The organism is Streptomyces sp. NPDC054975, from assembly GCF_053609105.1.
Genome location: NZ_JBSGWV010000008.1, coordinates 38,420 through 57,700 on the forward strand (window position 1 = coordinate 38,420; position 19,281 = coordinate 57,700).

Sequence of the window (19,281 nt, forward strand, 5' to 3'; positions counted from 1 at the left end):
GGGGATCCATGACCGTGTCCGAAACCATCGCGAGCGCCGTGGCCGGTGCCGGAACCGGCACCGCGGCGGGCGCTGTGCCGCCCGCCGCGGACCTCGGCTCCGAGGCCCTGCGACCGCACGCCGAACACGCCTTCGCGGACGAACTCAAGGCGCTCGCCGCCGCCGACGACCGGCCGCGGCCCGCCCGCTGGCAGCTGTCGCCGTGGGCCGTCGCCACCTATCTCCTCGGCGGGACGCTCCCCGACGGCACGGTGATCACACCGAAGTACGTCGGGCCGCGCCGGATCGTCGAGGTCGCCGTCACCACGCTCGCCACCGACCGGGCGCTGCTGCTGCTCGGTGTGCCCGGCACCGCCAAGACCTGGGTGTCGGAGCACCTCGCCGCCGCGGTCAGCGGCGACTCGACGCTGCTGGTGCAGGGCACCGCCGGGACGCCGGAGGAGGCGATCCGGTACGGCTGGAACTACGCCCGGCTGCTCGCCCACGGCCCCAGCCGGGACGCGCTCGTGCCCAGCCCCGTCATGCGCGCCATGTCCGAAGGGCTGACCGCCCGCGTCGAGGAGCTCACCCGCATCCCCGCCGACGTCCAGGACACACTCATCACGATCCTGTCCGAGAAGACCCTGCCGATACCGGAGTTGGGGCAGGAGGTGCAGGCGGTACGGGGCTTCAACCTGATCGCCACCGCCAACGACCGCGACCGGGGGGTGAACGACCTCTCCAGCGCGCTGCGGCGCCGCTTCAACACGGTCGTGCTGCCGCTGCCCGCGACCCCGGAGGCGGAGGTCGACATCGTCGCGCGCCGCGTCGACCAGATCGGCCGCTCGCTGGACCTCCCGGCCGTGCCGGAGGGTGTGGAGGAGATCCGACGGGTCGTCACCGTCTTCCGCGAACTGCGGGACGGGGTGACGGCGGACGGCCGCACCAAGCTCAAGTCCCCTTCGGGGACGCTGTCCACGGCCGAGGCGATCTCCGTCGTCACCGGCGGCCTGGCGCTCTGCGCCCACTTCGGCGACGGCATCCTGCGCCCCGCCGACGTCGCCGCCGGCATCCTCGGCGCGGTCGTCCGCGACCCGGCGGCGGACCGCGTCATCTGGCAGGAGTACCTGGAGACGGTCGTCCGTGAGCGAGACGGCTGGAAGGATTTCTACCGCGCCTGCCGCGAGGTGAGCGCATGACGGCGGCGTCACCGGGCACGGCTCTCGCGACCGGTTCGGCTTCCGCGCCGGGTTCGGCTCCGACGACGGACGTGGCTCTCGCGACCGGTTCGGCTTCCGCGCCGGGCTCGGATCCGACGTCACCGGGCACGGCTCTCGCGCCGGGTTCGGCTCCGACGACGGGCGCGGCTCTCGCGACGGGTTCGGCTTCCGCGCCGGGTTCGGCTCCGACGTCGGGCGTGGCTTCCGCGGCGGTGACGGCTGCCGCGCGACGGGTCGGGGGGCCCGTGCGCGGGAGCCGAGCGGCAGGGTCCGCGTCCGGGGCCAGGGCGGCCGGGGACGTCCCCGCCCTGTCCCGGCCGGGTGGGCCTCTCCTGCTCGGGGTGCGGCATCACGGGCCCGGGTCGGCCCGGGCCGTGCTGGGGGCGCTGGAGGTGCGGCGGCCGGCGGCCGTGCTGGTCGAGGGGCCGCCCGAGGCCGACGGGATCCTCGCGCTCGCCGGGGACGACGGGATGCGGCCGCCGGTCGCGCTGCTCGGGCACGCCGTGGACGACCCGGGGCGCGCCGCGTTCTGGCCCTTCGCCGAGTTCTCGCCCGAATGGGTGGCGATCCGCTGGGCCCTCGCCCACGGCGCCGCCGTCCGCTTCATCGACCTCCCCGCCGCCCACACCCTCGCCGCCACCGACCCCACCTGGGGCGACGGCGAGGAGGACGAGGCCGACCAGGGCCTGCGCATCGACCCGATCGCCGAACTCGCGCGTACCGCCGGATACGACGACCCCGAGCGCTGGTGGGAGGACGCCGTCGAGCTGCGCGGCGCCGCCGACCCCGTCGCCCCGTTCGAGGCGCTCGCCGACGCCATGGGCGCCCTGCGCGAGACGTACGGCCACGGCGGCCACGCCCGCGACCTGGTCCGCGAGGCGTACATGCGGCTCCAGCTCCGGGCCGCCCGCAAGGAGTTCGGGGACGACGTGGCCGTGGTCTGCGGCGCCTGGCACGTGCCCGCGCTGACCCGCGCGACGACCGCCACCGCCGACCGCGCCCTGCTCAAGGGCCTGCCCAAGGTGAAGACCGCGATGACGTGGGTGCCCTGGACCCACCGCCGCCTCGCCCGCCGCTCCGGCTACGGCGCCGGCATCGACGCCCCCGGCTGGTACGGACACCTCTTCGCCGCCCACGACCGCCCGATCGAGCGCTGGATGACCAAGGTCGCCGGCCTCCTCAGGGCGGAGGACACCTTCGTCTCCTCAGCCCACGTCATCGAGGCCGTCCGCCTCGCCGAGACCCTCGCGGCGATGCGCGGCCGACCGCTCGCCGGGCTCGGCGAGACCACCGACGCCATACGCGCCGTGATGTGCGACGGCTCCGACGTCCCGCTGGACCTCGTGCGCGACCGCCTCGTCGTCGGCGACGTCCTCGGCGAGGTCCCCGACGACGCCCCCGCCGTTCCGCTCCAGCGTGACCTCGCCCGGCTCCAGCGCAGCCTGCGCCTGAAGCCGGAGGCGCAGGAGCGGGAGCTCGAACTCGACCTGCGCAAGGAGAACGACGCCGCCCGCAGCCGCCTCCTCCACCGCCTGCGGCTACTCGCCGTCGAATGGGGCGCGCCCGTCGCCGGACGCGGCAGCACCGGCACCTTCCGCGAGACCTGGCGGCTGCGCTGGCAGCCCGAACTGCACGTCCGGGTCGCCGAGGCCGGCGTCTGGGGCACCACCGTCGGCTCGGCAGCCGTCGCCAAGGCCGAGGCCCGCGCCCAGGAGGCGACCGCGCTCGCGGACGTCACCGCGCTCGCCGAGCAGTGCCTGCTCGCCGGACTCGGCGCCGCCCTCCCCGTCGTCATGACCGCCCTCGCCGACCGCGCCGCGCTCGACACCGACGTGGCCCACCTCGCCCAGGCCCTCCCCGCCCTCGCCCGCTCCCTGCGCTACGGAGACGTCCGCGCCACCGACACCGCCGCGCTCGGTGAGGTCGCGACCGGGCTCGCCGAGCGGATCTGCGTCGGCCTGCCCCCGGCCTGCACCGGCCTCGACGCCGACGCCGCCGCCGAGATGCGCGGCCATCTCGACGCCGTGCACGGCGCGCTGCCGCTGCTCCCCGACGCCACGGGGACGAGCCGGAGATGGGCCGGCGTCCTGCGCGGGCTCGCCGCCCGCGACAGCGTGCCGGGCACCATCCGGGGACGGGCCGCCCGGCTTCTCCTCGACGAGGGCCGGCTCGAGGAGGAGGAGGCCGCGCGGCTCATGGGCCTCGCCCTCTCACCCGGCACCCCGCCCGCCGACGCGGCCGACTGGATCGACGGCTTCGTCGGCGGCGCCTCAGGGGGAGGCATGCTCCTCGTCCACGACGAACGGCTGCTCGCCCTGGTCGACGCCTGGCTGACCGGCGTCACGGCGGACGCGTTCACCGACGTCCTGCCGCTGCTGCGCCGCACCTTCTCGGCGTACGAACCAGGCGTGCGCCGCACCCTCGGCGAGCTGGTCGCCCGCGGCCCGTCCGCCTCCGCCGCGAGCCGCACGGACGCCGTCGCACCCGGCTTCGGCGCCACGCTCGACGAGGAGCGGGCCGACGGTGTCCTGCCGGTGCTCGAACTGATTCTGGGAGACATCGACCTCGTGGGGGCGAACCGATGACCGGACAGATGACCGGACCGACCACCGGACAGACGACAGGACCCACGACAGGACCGACGACCGGACCGACGACCGTGACGACCGACCGCCCCGCCGCAGGCGGAGCCGGTCACGACGAACGGCTGCGGCGCTGGCGCCTGGTCCTCGGCGGCGGCGAGGCCGACGGCACAGGCTGCTCCCTCGCCGGTACGGACGCCGCCATGGACGGAGCCCTGACCGCGCTCTACGGCCGCGCCGACCACCGCGCCGCCGGACGCGACCGAGCCGCCGGACGTGACCGGTCCGCCGGGCTCGGCGGCTCCGCGCCCTCCGTCGCCCGCTGGCTCGGCGACATCAGGACGTACTTCCCCAGCTCCGTCGTCCAGGTCATGCAGCGTGACGCCATCGACCGCCTCGGGCTCTCCACGCTGCTCCTGGAGCCCGAGATGCTGGAGGCCGTCGAGGCCGACGTCCATCTCGTCGGCACGCTCCTCTCCCTCAACAAGGCCATGCCCGAGACGACCAAGGAGACGGCCCGCGCCGTCGTCCGCAAGGTCGTCGACGACCTGGAGAAGCGCCTCGCCACCCGCACCCGGGCCACCCTCACCGGCGCGCTCGACCGCTCCACCCGGATCAGCCGCCCGCGCCACCGGGACATCGACTGGGACCGCACGATCCGGGCCAACCTCAAGAACTACCTGCCCGAGTACCGCACGGTCGTCCCCGAGCGCCTCATCGGCCACGGCCGCGCCGCCCAGTCGGTCAAGAAGGACGTGGTCCTCTGCATCGACCAGTCCGGCTCCATGGCCGCCTCCGTCGTCTACGCCTCCGTGTTCGGCGCCGTCCTCGCCTCGATGCGGGCGATCGCGACCCGGCTCGTCGTCTTCGACACGGCCGTCGTCGACCTGACCGACCAGCTCGACGACCCGGTCGACGTCCTCTTCGGCACGCAGCTCGGCGGCGGCACCGACATCAACCGTGCCCTCGCGTACTGCCAGTCGCGGATCACCCGCCCGGCCGACACCGTCGTCGTCCTCATCAGCGACCTCTACGAAGGAGGCATACGCGACGAGATGCTGAAGCGGGTCGCGGCCATGAAGGCGTCCGGCGTGCAGTTCGTCGCCCTGCTCGCGCTCTCCGACGAAGGCGCCCCCGCCTACGACCGCGAGCACGCGGCGGCCCTCGCCGCACTCGGCGCGCCGGCCTTCGCCTGCACGCCCGACCTCTTCCCCGAGGTGATGGCCGCGGCGATCGAGAAGCGCCCCCTGCCCGTGCCGGACGCGGCCCAGGGGCTGCGGAATCCGTAGCCGCGTAGGTCAGGAATCCGTAGCTCCGACGCCACCCGCACGGCCCCACCCGGGCGCACTGAGGCCCATATCACATCCGGGCCGTGGAGTCCCTCACTTCGGGGCCGGGCGGGTCGTGAGGCACCCGGAGCCCTGTTCCCACCTGTGCCGAGGGTGCCGAGGTCACCGGCCCGGTCCTCCACGGACCGCCTCCGTACCCCTACGATCTGTGACCCGTATCACCGCTCCGGTGTGACCTGCGATTTAGGGACCAACGTCCTGCGGGGATAACCTGCGAGACGGACATGCCGCGTCCACGGACACCGTGTACGCCTCCCTTGTGACAGCGCAGTCACGTTGCCCTTCGCGGCACGCCCACGCAGACAACGAACCGCGATCATCAGAAAAGGGACGGACGCGCGTGGACCTGTTCGAGTACCAGGCGAGGGACCTCTTCGCCAAGCACGGTGTACCGGTGCTGGCCGGTGAAGTCATCGACACGCCTGAGGCGGCGCGCGAGGCCACCGAGCGTCTTGGCGGCAAGTCGGTCGTCAAGGCGCAGGTGAAGGTCGGCGGCCGCGGCAAGGCCGGCGGCGTCAAGCTGGCCGCCACCCCGGACGAGGCCGTCGCCCGCGCGACGGACATCCTCGGGATGGACATCAAGGGCCACACGGTCCACAAGGTGATGATCGCGGAGACCGCTCCGGAGATCCTCGAGGAGTACTACGTCTCGTACCTCCTCGACCGCACCAACCGCACCTTCCTCGCCATGGCCTCCGTCGCCGGTGGCATGGACATCGAGGAGGTCGCCGCGACGACCCCCGAGAAGCTCGCGAAGGTGCCGGTCAACGCCGTCGAGGGCGTGACCATCGAGAAGGCCCGCGAGATCGTCGCCCAGGCGCAGTTCCCGGCCGAGGTCGCCGAGAAGGTCGCCGAGGTCATGGTCACCCTGTGGGACACCTTTGTCGCCGAGGACGCGCTCCTCGTCGAGGTGAACCCGCTGGCCAAGGTCGCCTCCGGCGACATCCTGGCGCTGGACGGCAAGGTGTCCCTGGACGCCAACGCCGACTTCCGTCAGCCCGAGCACGAGGCCCTTGAGGACAAGGACGCAGCCAACCCGCTCGAGGCTGCTGCCAAGGCCAAGGGCCTCAACTACGTCAAGCTGGACGGCGAGGTCGGCATCATCGGCAACGGCGCCGGCCTGGTCATGTCGACCCTGGACGTCGTCGCGTACGCTGGTGAGAACCACGGCGGCGTGAAGCCGGCCAACTTCCTCGACATCGGCGGCGGCGCCTCCGCCGAGGTCATGGCGAACGGCCTGGAGATCATCCTGGGTGACCCGGACGTCAAGTCCGTGTTCGTCAACGTCTTCGGTGGCATCACCGCCTGTGACGAGGTCGCCAACGGCATCGTCCAGGCCCTGGAGCTCCTCGCCTCCAAGGGCGAAGAGGTCACCAAGCCGCTGGTCGTGCGCCTCGACGGCAACAACGCGGAGCTGGGTCGCAAGATCCTGTCGGACGCGAACCACCCGCTCGTGCAGCGTGTGGACACCATGGACGGCGCGGCCGACAAGGCCGCCGAGCTCGCGGCTGCGAAGTAAGGGACGAGGTCAAGCACACCATGGCTATCTTCCTCACCAAGGACAGCAAGGTCATCGTCCAGGGCATGACCGGTGCCACGGGCATGAAGCACACCAAGCTCATGCTGGGTGACGGCACCAACATCGTCGGTGGCGTGAACCCCCGCAAGGCCGGCACGTCCGTCGACTTCGACGGCACCGAGGTCCCGGTCTTCGGCTCCGTCGCCGAGGCGATGGAGAAGACGGGCGCCAACGTCTCCGTCCTCTTCGTCCCGCCGGCCTTCGCCAAGGCCGCCGTGGTCGAGGCGATCGACGCCGAGATCCCGCTCGCCGTCGTCATCACCGAGGGCATCGCCGTCCACGACTCCGCCGCCTTCTGGGCGTACGCGCAGTCGAAGGGCAACAAGACCCGCATCATCGGCCCGAACTGCCCCGGTCTCATCACCCCGGGCCAGTCCAACGCCGGCATCATCCCGGGCGACATCACGAAGCCGGGCCGCATCGGCCTGGTCTCGAAGTCCGGCACGCTGACGTACCAGATGATGTACGAGCTCCGTGACATCGGCTTCTCGTCCGCCGTCGGCATCGGTGGCGACCCGGTCATCGGCACCACGCACATCGACGCCCTCGCGGCGTTCGAGGCCGACCCCGACACCGACCTGATCGTCATGATCGGCGAGATCGGCGGCGACGCCGAGGAGCGCGCGGCGGACTTCATCGCGAAGAACGTCACCAAGCCGGTCGTCGGCTACGTCGCGGGCTTCACCGCGCCCGAGGGCAAGACCATGGGCCACGCCGGCGCCATCGTCTCCGGCTCCTCCGGCACCGCCCAGGCGAAGAAGGAGGCCCTCGAGGCCGCCGGCGTCAAGGTCGGCAAGACGCCGACCGAGACCGCCAAGCTGGCGCGCGCCATCCTCGCGGGCTGAAACAGCGTCCGACCGCACAGGTGGGCCCCGCCCCCTCCCGGGAAACCGGGCGGGGGCGGGGCCCACGCGCGTTCGTGGACGGCCGCTAGTGCGGGTCCGGGACGAGACGCTCGGGCCCGGGGTGGGGCTGGGAGCGGAGGCTGTCGCGCAGCTCCACGTCCTCCGGGGTGAGCTGCTGCGGCCCACCGCGCACCGGGACACCGTTGACGGTCTCGCCGGGATGGATCAGCGGAAGGTACTGCGTCGGCGCGGTCGCGGCCGTGAAGGCCGTCACCCCGATGAGCGCCGCCGTCACGGCGAGCACCGCCCGCGTCCACATCCGCGCGCGCCGCTCGCTGCCCGCCCGTACCGCCCGGGCGTCCGCGAGCGTCGCCGTCGGAGCCTCCGCGACCAGCGCGCTCAGCCTCCGGTGCAGGGCGTCGGCGTCGGCCAGCTCGGGCACGCGCTCACCGATGACGGTACGGGCGTGCAGCAGGCGGTTGGCGGCGGCGGGGGTGCTCGCCTCGGTCTCGGCCGCCGTGTCGGGCAGGTCGAGGCCGAGCCCGTCGTAGAGCAGGACGGTACGGCGATACGGCGGCGGCAGTTCGAGCAGCGCCGCGAGCAGGTTCCGCCGCCCGGTCTCGGTGGGCGGGGCGTCCGGGTGCTTGTGGGCGCGGCGCAGCCGGTGCCAGGGGGAGAGCGCGTACTCGTACGCCGCCGCCCGCACCCAGCCCACCGGGTCCCGGTCGACCGCGACCTCGGGCCAGTGCTGCCAGGCGTGGTGGAAGGCGTGCTCGACGGACTCCCGGGAGAGCCGGCGACGGCCGGTGAGCAGGTACGTCTGGTGGACGAGCCCGGGCGCGGCGTGCGCGTAGAGGGCGTCGAAGGCCTCTTCCGGGGTGAGCGAAAGCCTGACCGGCTCTCCGGGGGCGGGCGGGGGCAGCTCCGCGCGGGCCGGTCGCTCCCCCGGGGGCGGGGGTTCCGCGGCGGCCGGGGGCGCCGGGGGAGTCGGGGACTCGAGCCGGCGCGGCGCGTGGGGCGGGCGCTTCGGCGCGGGTGGGGCCTCCACCGGTTTCAGCTTCTCCAGCGGCTGCTGGGCGGCCGGGGCGCCCGCACGGACGGCGCGCGGGGGCTTCTGGCCGGAGCCCGCGCCGGAGCCGACGCCCAGGCTGGCCGCCGGAGGGGCCTTCGGTGGCCTCGCGGACCGCTTGGCCGCGGCCCTCGGGCGGGTGTTCGCGGAGGGCGCCGCGCCGGCGGCAGCGACGCCCACGGCGGGCCTCGCGGGCTCGGCCGCCTGCGCGGACGACAGGGACGACTCGGAGGGCGTGCGGGGCTCGCGGGAGAGCGCGGGCGTCGAGGTGGGGGCGCTCTCGTCCTCGTACGCGCCGATCAGCTTCGCGTACGCCTCCTGCTTGCGCCCGCGTGGTGTGGTGCGGCCGCTTTCCCACGAGCGGACCGTGGCCCGTGTGACGCCCACGGCCTCCGCGACCTGGTCCTCGGTCAATCCCCTGGCTACGCGCAGTCTGCGGCGCTCCTTGGGGGAGGGCATGCTCCGGTTCATCGCCGACGACCTCCCGCAGAGCAGCTCCGGGCGGAAAAGTACATAAACGTATCTTGAGCGACACAACGGCGTTTTGCCTGTTACGTGAGAAAAGCGCGTGTCGTTGGCAGCATGGGCGCGTGACCCATCTGACCGATCACACCCCCTCGTTCCAGGCCGATCCGCTGGTCCAGGGCGGCCGGTCCGCCGACCTGGCGGTCGCCTTCGTGCGCGGCGGGGTGGCGGCGGGGCTCGGGCTCGGGGCGCTCGCGGTCCTGGTGACGGCGGCGTGGATCAGCTCGCCGTACCCCGAGAGCGGCCCCGGCGAGGCGCTGCACACGGCCGCCGGGCTGTGGCTGCTGGCCCACGGGGTGGACCTGATCCGCACGGAGACCCTCACGGGCGTGCCCGCGCCGCTCGGCGTCGCCCCGCTGCTGCTCATGGCGGTGCCGGTCTGGCTGGTGCACCGGACCACGCGCGACACCCTGGAGCCGTACACCGAGGAGGCGTCGGACGGGGTCTCCCTGAGCGGTGGCACGGCGGCCGCGCTGGGGGCCCTGACTGCCGTGTGCGGCGGGTATCTGCTGGTCGCGGCCGGTGTGGTGCTCTACTCGGCGAGCGGGCCGCTCCCGGCCGACCTGCTGACCGCGGGGCTGTGGCTGCCCTCGACGGTGGCCGCGTCCGCCGGGCTCGGCGCGTGGACGGCGGCCGGACGGCCCCTCCCGCGCCAGGAACAGGCCGCCGTGGCCCTGCGCTCCGTGACCCCGGCGCTCGTGGTCCTGCTGGCCGGCGGTGCGGCGGTGTTCGGGACCTCGCTGGTCTGGCACGCGGGCGCCGCGCAGGAGTCCTTCGCCGGACTCGCGGGGGAGTGGTCGGGCCGCGTGTCGGTGCTGCTCCTGGCCGCCGCACTGGTGCCGAACGCGGCGGTGTGGGCAACCTCGTACGCCCTTGGGCCAGGATTCGCGATCGGTACGGGCGCCTCGGCGACGCCGCTGGGCCTCACCGGCACCACGGCCGTCCCGCCCTTCCCGCTCCTGGCCGCGCTGCCCGGCGAGGGCCCGGGCGGCTGGGCGCACTGGGCCGCCGTGACGGTCCCGCTCGTGGCGGCCGTGGTCCTCGGCGTGGGTGTGGGCAGGCCGGCGCGGGCCTGGACAGTCCGGGAGGCGGCGCTGACGGCCCTGATCGGCGCCTGGGTGTGCGGGGCGGCGACGGCGCTCCTCGCGGCGGCCGCCGGAGGGCCCCTCGGCTCGGGGCGGCTCTCGGTGTTCGGCCCGGTGTGGTGGCAGACCGGGGCGGCGGCGGTGCTGTGGTGCGCGGCGGTCGGGGTGCCGGTGTCGCTGGGCGTACGGGCCTGGGGCCTGCGCGGCACGAAGCCGGCGCGCGAGCCGAAGCCGACGCCCCCGTCCCGGGGGCTGTGGTGGACTCCTGGCCGGTCCTCGGCCCGGCTCGCCCCCGCCGGGCTCCCCGACGGCGGGCCGGTGGACGCGGGCAAGGGCAACGGCAAGGGCGACGGCGAGGGCAAGGGCGAAGGCGAGGGCGCGGCCGGCGCCGGGCGCGAGGACGCGTACGACGAGGACGGGTTCGAGTCGTACGACTTCCTGCCGGCGGCCTGGGAACCGGCCCTGCCGCCCCCGCCCCCGCCTCTGCCGCCCCAGTCCCAGCCCTCGGCGCCTCCGGCGGACGGCGACAGCTAGGCGACAGCCAGGCGGCCACCCGGTGGCCGCCTGGCTGTCGTTCCCGCTACTCCCGCTACTGCCGCCGCTCCCGCTACTCCCGTACGCCGAAGACGTCCCGCAGGGGCTCCGGCAGCAGCTCGTTGCAGGCCAGCTGGCCCGACCTGGTGAGGGCGTCGTCGGCGCAGGTGTAGAAGTCGCGGTAGACGAGCTGGATGGTGAAGCTGCCCGCGACGATCAGCAGCGCCAGCGCCGCCGCGACCAGACCGCTCACCGCCGCCGTGCGCTGCGTACGGGCGGCCAGGCTGGGCCCCGTCCGGACGGCCGGCTGCGCGGCCGACGGGCCCTGAGTCTCCTCGGCGGCCGACACCTGCCCCCGTACCTGCGCCTGCGCCGAGGCCTGCGCAGGGGCCTGCGCCTTCGGCTTGGCGCGCAGGGCGCTGATCGCCCAGTACAGACCCAGGGCGCCCAGGAGCAGCGCCAGCTCCTGGATCTCGAAGAGGGCGAAGAAGAAGGCCCACATGCCCGCGAGCAGCGAGTACCGCGCCCGCCGCTGCATCGGGTCCGTGGGGTCCCACTTGGGCCCCGGCTTCTGGCCCTGCCCCTCAGGGCCGGAGGGGCGCTCCGGGCGGCGGCCGAAACCGTCGGAGGAGCGGCCCGGCTGGCGGCTGCTCCAGCGGCCTCCGGAGCGGCCGGAGCCGTCGGCGGGCCCGGACGACCCGGACGACGCGTCGTCGTCCGAGCCCTCCGGCCGCCGCGGCTGCCACGGCTGGTCCGGCTGCCCCTCGGGCGGCGGCGCGAACGGATTGTTGTCGTCCGTGGACTGGCGTTCCGGCATCTGCTGAACGTCTTCCCTCTGTCGTCGCAACTGCTGTCTCAACTGCCGTCTCAACTCCTGGCCGAACCACCGGTTCGGCCACAGGTCCAACTGCGGGCTCACTCACGGGCTCCACCGTCGTGAACCCGACGCTACCCCCCGGCCACGCCCCCGTCCCGTGGGGGCCTTCCGGTGTGCCGGTATCGTTGCTGACGGTCGGGGCCTTCGTAGGGTTCCCCGTATCCAGAGGCACGATTCGTTCGTGCGACCGTACAAACACCACGGAAAGAGTGACCCAGTGGCCGCCGCCCGCCTCGTCGTCCTGGTCTCCGGCTCCGGCACCAACCTCCAGGCCCTGCTCGACGCGATCGCCGCCGACCCCGAGGGCCCCGAGGGATACGGCGCCCAGATCGTCGCCGTCGGCGCCGACCGCGACAACATCGCCGGTCTGGAGCGGGCCGAGCGCGCCGGGCTGCCCACCTTCGTCTGCCGGGTGAAGGACTACGGAACCCGCGAGGAGTGGGACCGTGCCCTGACCGAGGCCACCGCCGCGTACGACCCCGACCTCGTCGTCTCGGCCGGATTCATGAAGATCGTCGGCAAGGAGTTCCTCGCCCGCTTCGGCGGCCGGGTCGTCAACACCCACCCGGCGCTGCTGCCCAGTTTTCCCGGTGCCCATGGAGTGCGGGACGCACTCGCGTACGGCGCGAAGGTCACCGGATGCACCGTCCACTTCGTCGACGACGGCGTCGACACCGGCCCGATCATCGCCCAGGGCGTGGTCGAGGTCCGGGACGAGGACGATGAAGCCGCGCTCCATGAGCGCATCAAGGAAGTCGAGCGCTCGCTGCTCGTCGAGGTCGTGGGGCGTCTGGCCCGGCACGGCTACCGCATTGAGGGACGAAAGGTAACAATCCCGTGACCGCCGAAGGTACGAAGCGCCCCATCCGCCGCGCACTCGTCAGCGTCTACGACAAGACCGGCCTTGAGGAGCTGGCCCGCGGCCTGCACGAGGCGGGTGTCGCCCTCGTCTCCACCGGCTCCACCGCCTCGAAGATCGCCGCGGCCGGTGTCCCGGTCACCAAGGTCGAGGAGCTCACCGGCTTCCCCGAGTGCCTGGACGGCCGGGTGAAGACCCTGCACCCGCGCGTGCACGCCGGCATCCTCGCCGACCTGCGCCTGGAGGACCACCGTAACCAGCTCGCCGAGCTGGGTGTCGAGCCCTTCGACCTGGTGATCGTCAACCTGTACCCGTTCAAGGAGACCGTCGCCTCCGGCGCCACCCCCGACGAGTGCGTCGAGCAGATCGACATCGGCGGCCCGTCGATGGTCCGCGCCGCCGCCAAGAACCACCCGTCCGTGGCGGTCGTCACCAGTCCGCAGCGGTACGCCGACGTCCTCGCGGCGGCCAAGGGCGGCGGCTTCGACCTGACCGCGCGCAAGCGCCTGGCGGCCGAGGCGTTCCAGCACACGGCCGCGTACGACGTGGCCGTCGCCTCCTGGTTCACCGACAGCTACGCGGCCGACGAGGACGCGGAGCTGCCGGAGTTCCTCGGCAAGACGTGGGAGCGCAAGTCGTCCCTGCGCTACGGCGAGAACCCGCACCAGAGCGCCGCGCTCTACACCGACGGTCTGCGCGGCGGACTCGCCAACGCCGAGCAGCTGCACGGCAAGGAGATGTCCTTCAACAACTACGTGGACACCGAGGCGGCCCGGCGCGCCGCCTTCGACCACGACGCGCCCTGTGTCGCGATCATCAAGCACGCCAACCCGTGCGGCATCGCGCTCGGCGAGGACGTCGCCGAGGCGCACCGCAAGGCGCACGCCTGCGACCCGCTGTCGGCGTTCGGCGGCGTCATCGCCGTGAACCGTCCGGTGTCCGTCGCGATGGCCGAGCAGGTCGCGGAGATCTTCACCGAGGTCATCGCGGCCCCGGACTTCGAGGACGGCGCGGTCGAGATCCTGGCGCGGAAGAAGAACATCCGCGTCCTCAAGGTCGACGGCTACCCGGCAGCGATGATCGACGACATCAAGCCCATCTCCGGTGGCGCGGTCGTCCAGCACCTCGACCTCTTCCAGGCGGAGGGCGACGACCCGGCGAACTGGACGCTCGCGACGGGCGAGGCGCTGTCGGCGGAGGAGCTGGCCGAGCTGGCGTTCGCGTGGAAGGCCTGCCGCGCGGTCAAGTCCAACGCGATCCTGCTCGCGAAGGACGGCGCCTCGGTCGGCGTCGGCATGGGCCAGGTCAACCGCGTCGACTCCGCGAAGCTCGCGGTCGAGCGGGCCGGCGAGGAGCGGGCGCGCGGCGCGTACGCGGCCTCGGACGCGTTCTTCCCGTTCCCGGACGGCCTGGAGATCCTCACGGCGGCGGGCATCAAGGCGGTCGTGCAGCCGGGCGGCTCGGTCCGTGACGAGCAGGTGATCGAGGCGGCGAAGAACGCAGGCGTGACGATGTACCTCACGGGCACGCGCCACTTCTTCCACTGACGCACCCGTCGGAACACGGCCCGGGGGCCCGCCGGTATCCACCGGCGGGCCCCCGGGTCCGTTCCCGCCGTCCCCCGGGCCGTCCCGGTCCGTCCCCGTCGTCGAGGACCGGGGGCCGGCTCGTGCCTCTGGTCTAATGGGTTGCTCTTTTGTCGGCGGCTCTATGTGGGGGGCGCGGTGTTGGATGTACGGAACGGGGTGCCGGCCCAGGCCGCCGCCCCGGAGGCCGAGCGGGCCGGGCCGCCCGAGCGTGACCTCGCCGAGGCTCCCCTGCGCCCGTACGCCCTGGTCGCGGGCGTGCTCTGCGCGCTCTACTTCCTCTACTCCTGGGTCCAGTACGCGCACTTCCGCACGCCCTCCTGGGACCTCGGGATCTTCAACCAGTCCGTCCGGGCCTACGCCGAGCTCCGGGCCCCGATCGTCGACATCAAGGGCCCCGGCTTCCTCATACTCGGGGACCACTTCAGTCCCGTGACGGCGCTCCTCGCGCCCCTGTACTGGATCTGGTCCTCGCCCCTCGCCCTCCTCTTCGCGCAGGCCGCGCTCTTCGCCGCCTCCGCCGCCGTCGTCGGCCGCACCGCGCACCAGGTGCTCGGCAGCCGCGCCGCCGGCCTCGGGCTCACCGTCGCCTACGGCCTGTCCTGGGGCCTCCAGGAAGCGGTCAAGTCCGACTTCCACGAGATCGCCTTCGCCGTCCCGATGCTCGCCCTGACCTGCCGTGCCCTGCTCCTCGGGCGCTGGACGGCCGCCGTCGCCTGGTCCGCGCCCCTGGTCCTGGTCAAGGAGGACATGGGGCTCACCGTCGCCATGGTCGGCGCGGTCCTCTTCCTGAAGGGGCAGAAGCGGCTCGCCGCGGCCCTGGCCGCCTTCGGCGTCGCGTTCTTCGCCCTCACGGTCCTGGTCCTGATCCCGGCGGCGAGCCGCGTCGGCCAGTACGACTACTGGGCCAAGATCGAGAAGACCGGCGAGGGCGCGGACGTCTCCTTCGCCCAGGTGCTGCTCACCTCGCTCGGCTCCGACGTGAAGTGGGAGATGGTCTTCTTCCTCGTCGGCATCACCGGCTTCCTGGCGCTGCGCTCCCCGCTGATGCTGCTGGTGCTGCCGACGCTCGGCTGGCGCTTCCTCTCCCAGGACCCGAACCACTGGGGGATGATCTGGCACTACAGCGCCATCCTGATGCCGATCGTCTTCCTCGCCCTGGTCGACGCGGTCCGCGCCGTCCGCAGCTCGCCGCGCGCCTGGCTCGTGGCGTACGGGAAGGTCGTCGTCCCGGTCGTCACGGCCGTCGCGATCGTGATCGCCCTCGACCTGCCCCTGCGGGAGCTGCTGCGCGCGGAGACGTACCGTACGGACGCCCGGACGCTGGAGGCCCGGCAGGCGGTGGACGCGGTGCCGAAGGGCGCGAGTGTGGAGACGAACGTGCCGCTCATGGCGCACCTGACCGCCGACCGCAAGGTCTACTGGGTGGGCGGGGCGAAGGGCGTCAGCCCCGACTACCTCGCCCTCGACCTCTCCTCGGGCTGGTCCCAGCCGGTGACGGATCCGGCGCAGCTGGCGTCCCAGCTGCATCCGGAGGCGCGGTACGAGGTGTCGGCACGGGCGGGACAGTTCGTGGTGCTACGCCGCGTGTGAGCTGCGCATACGCGAGGGGCCCGGTTCCGTGTGGAACCGGGCCCCTCGACGTGGGTGGATCAGTACTGCTGCGTGTTGCGCTTGAACCAGGCCGCCCCGTCGGACTTCGCAAGGAAGACGATGATCAGGACGCCCATGACCAGGCTGATCAGGGCGAAGATGTTCGCGCCGAGCAGGTTCACCACGCTGCCCGCCGTCACCAGCGAGCCGTACACGATGCCGGAGATGCGCAGGCCGTTGCCGCCGGAACGGATCTTGGCCGCCGTGATGATGGCCCACACGCCGAAGGCGAGCGCGATGATGCCCACGACCACCATGACGCCGGTCATGACCGACGCCGCGTCCTGGCCGTCGCTGCCGCTGAACTCGCTGGAGTTGGCCAGCTGGTCCGCGATCCACCCGCCCGCGACGATCGCGAGGACGGCCATGAGGGACTGCACGATGCCGAGGATCCACAGCAGGACGCGCGCCGCCTTCACACCGCCCGGCATCTCCATCGTCGCGCCCGGGTAACCGCCGCCGCCGTACGGCTGCTGGACCGGGGGAGCCTGCGGGTAGCCGTAGCCCGGCTGCTGGCCCTGCTGCTGGGGGTAGCCGTAGCCCGGCTGCTGGCCCTGGGGCTGCTGGCCGTAGGGGTTGTTCGGTTCGCCGAAGCTCATCGCGGGATTCCTCCGTTGGTCTGTGCGGGGACGACGCGGCCCGCGACGGAGGAGCTTCTACGGCATATGAGCGGATCGCCCCCCGGCACTGCCCGCGGCACTTCGCCGTTATCGTCGTCGTACCCTCGACTTTTTGTCCAGTCGGTACGCGGGGCGTTGTGCGAGTGCAACCTTTCCGCGAAGCGCTGTCGCCGCCTCCGCGCCGCCCGTGCGGAGCCGAATTGGAACAAGCGAGGGGTCATCCGGGAGGATGGGCCCATGAGCGCCCAGATTCTCGATGGCAAGGCCACCGCAGCCGCGATCAAGTCCGAACTGGCCGTCCGCGTGTCGGCCCTGAAGGAGCAGGGCGTCACGCCCGGCCTCGGCACGATCCTGGTCGGCGACGACCCGGGCAGCCAGAAGTACGTCGCGGGCAAGCACCGCGACTGCGCGCAGGTCGGCATCGCCTCGATCCAGCGCGAACTGCCCGCGACCGCCACGCAGGAGGAGATCGAGGCGGTCGTACGGGAGCTCAACGAGGACCCCGCCTGCACCGGCTACATCGTCCAGCTCCCGCTGCCCAAGGGGATCGACGAGAACCGCGTCCTGGAGCTGATGGACCCGGCCAAGGACGCCGACGGCCTGCACCCGACCAACCTGGGCCGGCTCGTGCTGAACGAGCCGGCGCCGCTGCCGTGCACCCCGAACGGCATCATCACCCTGCTGCGCAACCACGGCGTGGAGATCAACGGCGCGGAGGTCGTGGTCGTCGGGCGCGGGGTCACGATCGGCCGCCCGATGCCGCTGCTGCTCACGCGGCGCTCGGAGAACGCGACGGTGACGCAGTGCCACACCGGTACGCGCGACCTCTCCGCGCACCTGCGGCGGGCGGACATCATCGTCGCGGCGGCGGGTGTGCCGCACCTGATCAAGCCGGACGACGTGAAGGCGGGCGCGGCCGTCCTGGACGTCGGCGTCTCGCGCGACGGCGAGGGCAAGATCGTCGGCGACGTGCACCCGGGGGTGACCGAGGTCGCGGGCTGGATCTCCCCGAACCCCGGCGGCGTGGGCCCGATGACCCGCGCGCAGCTGCTCGTCAACGTCGTCGAGGCCGCCGAGCGCGCGGCCGCGGCCCTCTGACGATGACGTCGCGGGTGGCGGGCGGCGACACGCCTGGGGCCGAGGGCGCCGAGGAGGCCGTGGCCGGCTCGGGCTCCGCCGCGGGTGCGGGCTCCGGTGCGGAGAGCGCGCGGGGCCGGGCCTCGGCCGGCTCGACGGGCGATTCCGCGGGCGTCGAGGGTGCCAACGGTACGGCGGCCGGTGACGTGGCCGCGCGGAAGCGGCGGCCCCCGTCGCTCACGACGGACACCGCGCGCCCCGAAGGTGGCGGGCGGGCCGCCGCCGGTGACGCTTCGGCCCCCGCGCGCCAGTGGCCGCTGCTGACCGTGCTCGGGCTCGCCACGCTGGGGTTGCTGATCGTCGGCACCGACCTCTTCGCGCAGTCGTTCCGGGTCGGGACGATGCTCGTCGGCGTCGCGCTGCTCGCCGGCGCGGGGCTGCGGCGCGCGTTGCCGTCGGTCGGCATGCTCGCCGTACGGTCGCGGTTCACCGACATGGTCACGTACGGGGTCATGGGCGGGCTCATCGTGCTGCTCGCGCTCATGGTGCAGCCGGATCCCTGGCTGAGGATCCCGTTCCTGGAGGACATCCTCCATCTGACGATCACTTAGGGACCGGCGCCCGTCCTCTCCCCCGAGGGAGGACGGGCGCCGTCCTCTTGAGGGTCATGTACGTGCCAATGATCTTTCAAGAGTCGCCTGTGCGTTGTGGCACGGAAGTGACCATTCCGCCACTCCGTCACTCCCGCCCTCCCCGGGAAGCTGCCATCCTGAGCGGGGCGATCCTTCCGGGGGTCGCGAGGAGGCGAGGGGGAACCGCACATGCCTCGTGGGCAGGAGTCGCCCGACGAACCCGACCCGGGCGTGCGCGAGTTCGCGGGTCGGTTACGACGGCTCGTCGACCGCAGCGGCCTGAGCGTCGCCGCCGTCGCCGACCGCACCGGCCACAGCAGGACCTCCTGGGAGCGGTACCTCGACGGCCGCCTCCTCGCACCCAGGGACGCCGTCCTCGCGCTCGCCGAGCTGACCGGCGCCGATCCCGGACGGCTCACGGCGGAGTGGGAGCGGGCCGAGCGCGCCTGGAACGGCTCCGGGCAGGGCCCCCGCGACATCGCCGACGCCGTTCCGACCGCGAACGCCTCGACGGAGACCAGTGTCAGCAGCAGCCACAGCGTCTCCGGAAGCACCGGAAGCACCGGAAGCACCGGAAGCACCGGAAGCACCGGAAGCACCGGAAGCACCGGAAGTACCGGAGCTACTGGAGCCGGAACCCAAGCCCCCGCCCCCGCCCCCGTACCGCCCCGGCGACGCGCCGCGCTCCGCGCCCTCCTGCTCCTCACCGGTGTCCTCGGCGCCCTGCTCGTCGTCACCGCCGCCGTCCTCCTCGCCGACCTCGGCGGCAGCGGCGGAGGCGTGGGCGCCGACGGCCGGGGCGAGGAGGCCACCCGCGCGCCCGCCACGACCCCCCGCCCCGGGCCGAGCACGACGCCCCTCCCCGCGGGGGTGAAATGCGCGGGCGCCGGATGTACGGGTCAGGACCCCGAAGTCATGGGCTGTGGAGGCGCGTTCGCCACCACCCTCTCCCGTACCCCGGTCGGCGTCGCCGGGCAGCTGGAGCTGCGGTTCAGCAGGGTCTGCGGCGCCGCCTGGGCGCGGATCACCGGTGCCTCGCCCGGCGACACCCTGCACGTCAACGGCGCCGGGAGCAGCCAGGACATGACCGTGGGCGCGGACCCGGACGCGTACAGCCCGATGGTCGCCGTGCGGGACGGGGCGGACGCGACCGCCTGCGCGACGCCGACGACGGGCGGCCGGGCGTGCACCGGCGGCCGCTGACCCCAGT

Annotated in this window: 15 protein-coding genes; 12 read left to right on the top strand and 3 right to left on the bottom strand. The window is 73.5% G+C overall.

The features are described from left to right. The first annotated feature begins 8 nt into the window (after positions 1–8). From ACWF79_RS11385 to sucD, 5 genes are all read left to right on the top strand, one after another. Complete coding sequence (locus ACWF79_RS11385; protein WP_453727842.1) at positions 9–1,178, top strand: ATP-binding protein; 1,170 nt, start codon at positions 9–11, stop codon at positions 1,176–1,178. Positions 1,179–1,444: 266 nt separating this feature from the next. Further along, entirely contained in the window at positions 1,445–3,784 is a 2,340-nt protein-coding gene (locus ACWF79_RS11390; protein ID WP_453727843.1) for a DUF5682 family protein, read from the top strand. An 8-nt stretch (positions 3,785–3,792) separates the two neighbouring features. Continuing rightward, positions 3,793–5,070, top strand: coding sequence for a VWA domain-containing protein (locus ACWF79_RS11395; RefSeq protein ID WP_453727844.1), 1,278 nt, complete (start codon positions 3,793–3,795; stop codon positions 5,068–5,070). A 400-nt stretch (positions 5,071–5,470) separates the two neighbouring features. Continuing rightward, positions 5,471–6,649 (top strand): ADP-forming succinate--CoA ligase subunit beta, encoded by a 1,179-nt coding sequence (gene sucC / locus ACWF79_RS11400; RefSeq protein ID WP_453727845.1) that lies wholly within the window; start codon positions 5,471–5,473, stop codon positions 6,647–6,649. Positions 6,650–6,669: 20 nt separating this feature from the next. Further along, a complete protein-coding gene (sucD, locus tag ACWF79_RS11405; protein ID WP_260229316.1) occupies positions 6,670–7,554 on the top strand; it encodes a succinate--CoA ligase subunit alpha in 885 nt (294 codons plus the stop codon). 85 nt (positions 7,555–7,639) lie between these two features. On the opposite strand, the gene ACWF79_RS11410 is transcribed toward sucD, so the two are convergent. Then, complete coding sequence (locus ACWF79_RS11410) at positions 7,640–9,082, bottom strand: sigma factor-like helix-turn-helix DNA-binding protein (protein ID WP_453727846.1); 1,443 nt, start codon at positions 9,080–9,082, stop codon at positions 7,640–7,642. A gap of 131 nt (positions 9,083–9,213) precedes the next feature. On the opposite strand from ACWF79_RS11410, the gene ACWF79_RS11415 reads away from it, so the two are divergent. Beyond that, positions 9,214–10,767, top strand: a complete 1,554-nt coding sequence (locus ACWF79_RS11415; RefSeq protein WP_453727847.1) for a cell division protein PerM — start codon at positions 9,214–9,216, stop codon at positions 10,765–10,767. A 73-nt stretch (positions 10,768–10,840) separates the two neighbouring features. Here the strand turns inward: ACWF79_RS11415 and ACWF79_RS11420 are convergent, their stop codons facing one another. Beyond that, a complete protein-coding gene (locus ACWF79_RS11420; RefSeq protein WP_453727848.1) occupies positions 10,841–11,584 on the bottom strand; it encodes a hypothetical protein in 744 nt (247 codons plus the stop codon). Positions 11,585–11,861: 277 nt separating this feature from the next. On the opposite strand from ACWF79_RS11420, the gene purN reads away from it, so the two are divergent. From purN to ACWF79_RS11435, 3 genes are all read left to right on the top strand, one after another. Further along, positions 11,862–12,485 carry a phosphoribosylglycinamide formyltransferase gene (gene purN, locus ACWF79_RS11425; RefSeq protein WP_453727849.1) on the top strand — a complete coding sequence of 208 codons (624 nt, stop codon included), beginning with the start codon at positions 11,862–11,864 and terminating at the stop codon, positions 12,483–12,485. Further along, a complete protein-coding gene (gene purH, locus ACWF79_RS11430) occupies positions 12,482–14,050 on the top strand; it encodes a bifunctional phosphoribosylaminoimidazolecarboxamide formyltransferase/IMP cyclohydrolase (RefSeq protein ID WP_453727850.1) in 1,569 nt (522 codons plus the stop codon). The genes purN and purH overlap by 4 nt, the downstream gene beginning before the upstream one ends. Positions 14,051–14,227: 177 nt before the next feature. Continuing rightward, on the top strand, positions 14,228–15,682 hold the full coding sequence (locus ACWF79_RS11435; RefSeq protein WP_453727851.1) for a DUF2079 domain-containing protein: 1,455 nt from the start codon (positions 14,228–14,230) through the stop codon (positions 15,680–15,682). 59 nt (positions 15,683–15,741) lie between these two features. Here the strand turns inward: ACWF79_RS11435 and ACWF79_RS11440 are convergent, their stop codons facing one another. Then, positions 15,742–16,341, bottom strand: a complete 600-nt coding sequence (locus tag ACWF79_RS11440) for a hypothetical protein (RefSeq protein ID WP_453727852.1) — start codon at positions 16,339–16,341, stop codon at positions 15,742–15,744. Positions 16,342–16,599: 258 nt separating this feature from the next. On the opposite strand from ACWF79_RS11440, the gene ACWF79_RS11445 reads away from it, so the two are divergent. The 3 genes from ACWF79_RS11445 (at position 16,600) to ACWF79_RS11455 (ending at position 19,274) form a co-directional block, all read left to right on the top strand. Then, the gene (locus tag ACWF79_RS11445; protein WP_453727853.1) at positions 16,600–17,460 is read left to right on the top strand and encodes a bifunctional methylenetetrahydrofolate dehydrogenase/methenyltetrahydrofolate cyclohydrolase; all 861 of its coding nucleotides are present in this window, start codon (positions 16,600–16,602) and stop codon (positions 17,458–17,460) included. 2 nt (positions 17,461–17,462) lie between these two features. Further along, entirely contained in the window at positions 17,463–18,050 is a 588-nt protein-coding gene (locus ACWF79_RS11450; protein WP_453727854.1) for a DUF3017 domain-containing protein, read from the top strand. 210 nt (positions 18,051–18,260) lie between these two features. Continuing rightward, the gene (locus ACWF79_RS11455; protein WP_453727855.1) at positions 18,261–19,274 is read left to right on the top strand and encodes a DUF2690 domain-containing protein; all 1,014 of its coding nucleotides are present in this window, start codon (positions 18,261–18,263) and stop codon (positions 19,272–19,274) included. Positions 19,275–19,281: the final 7 nt, after the last annotated feature.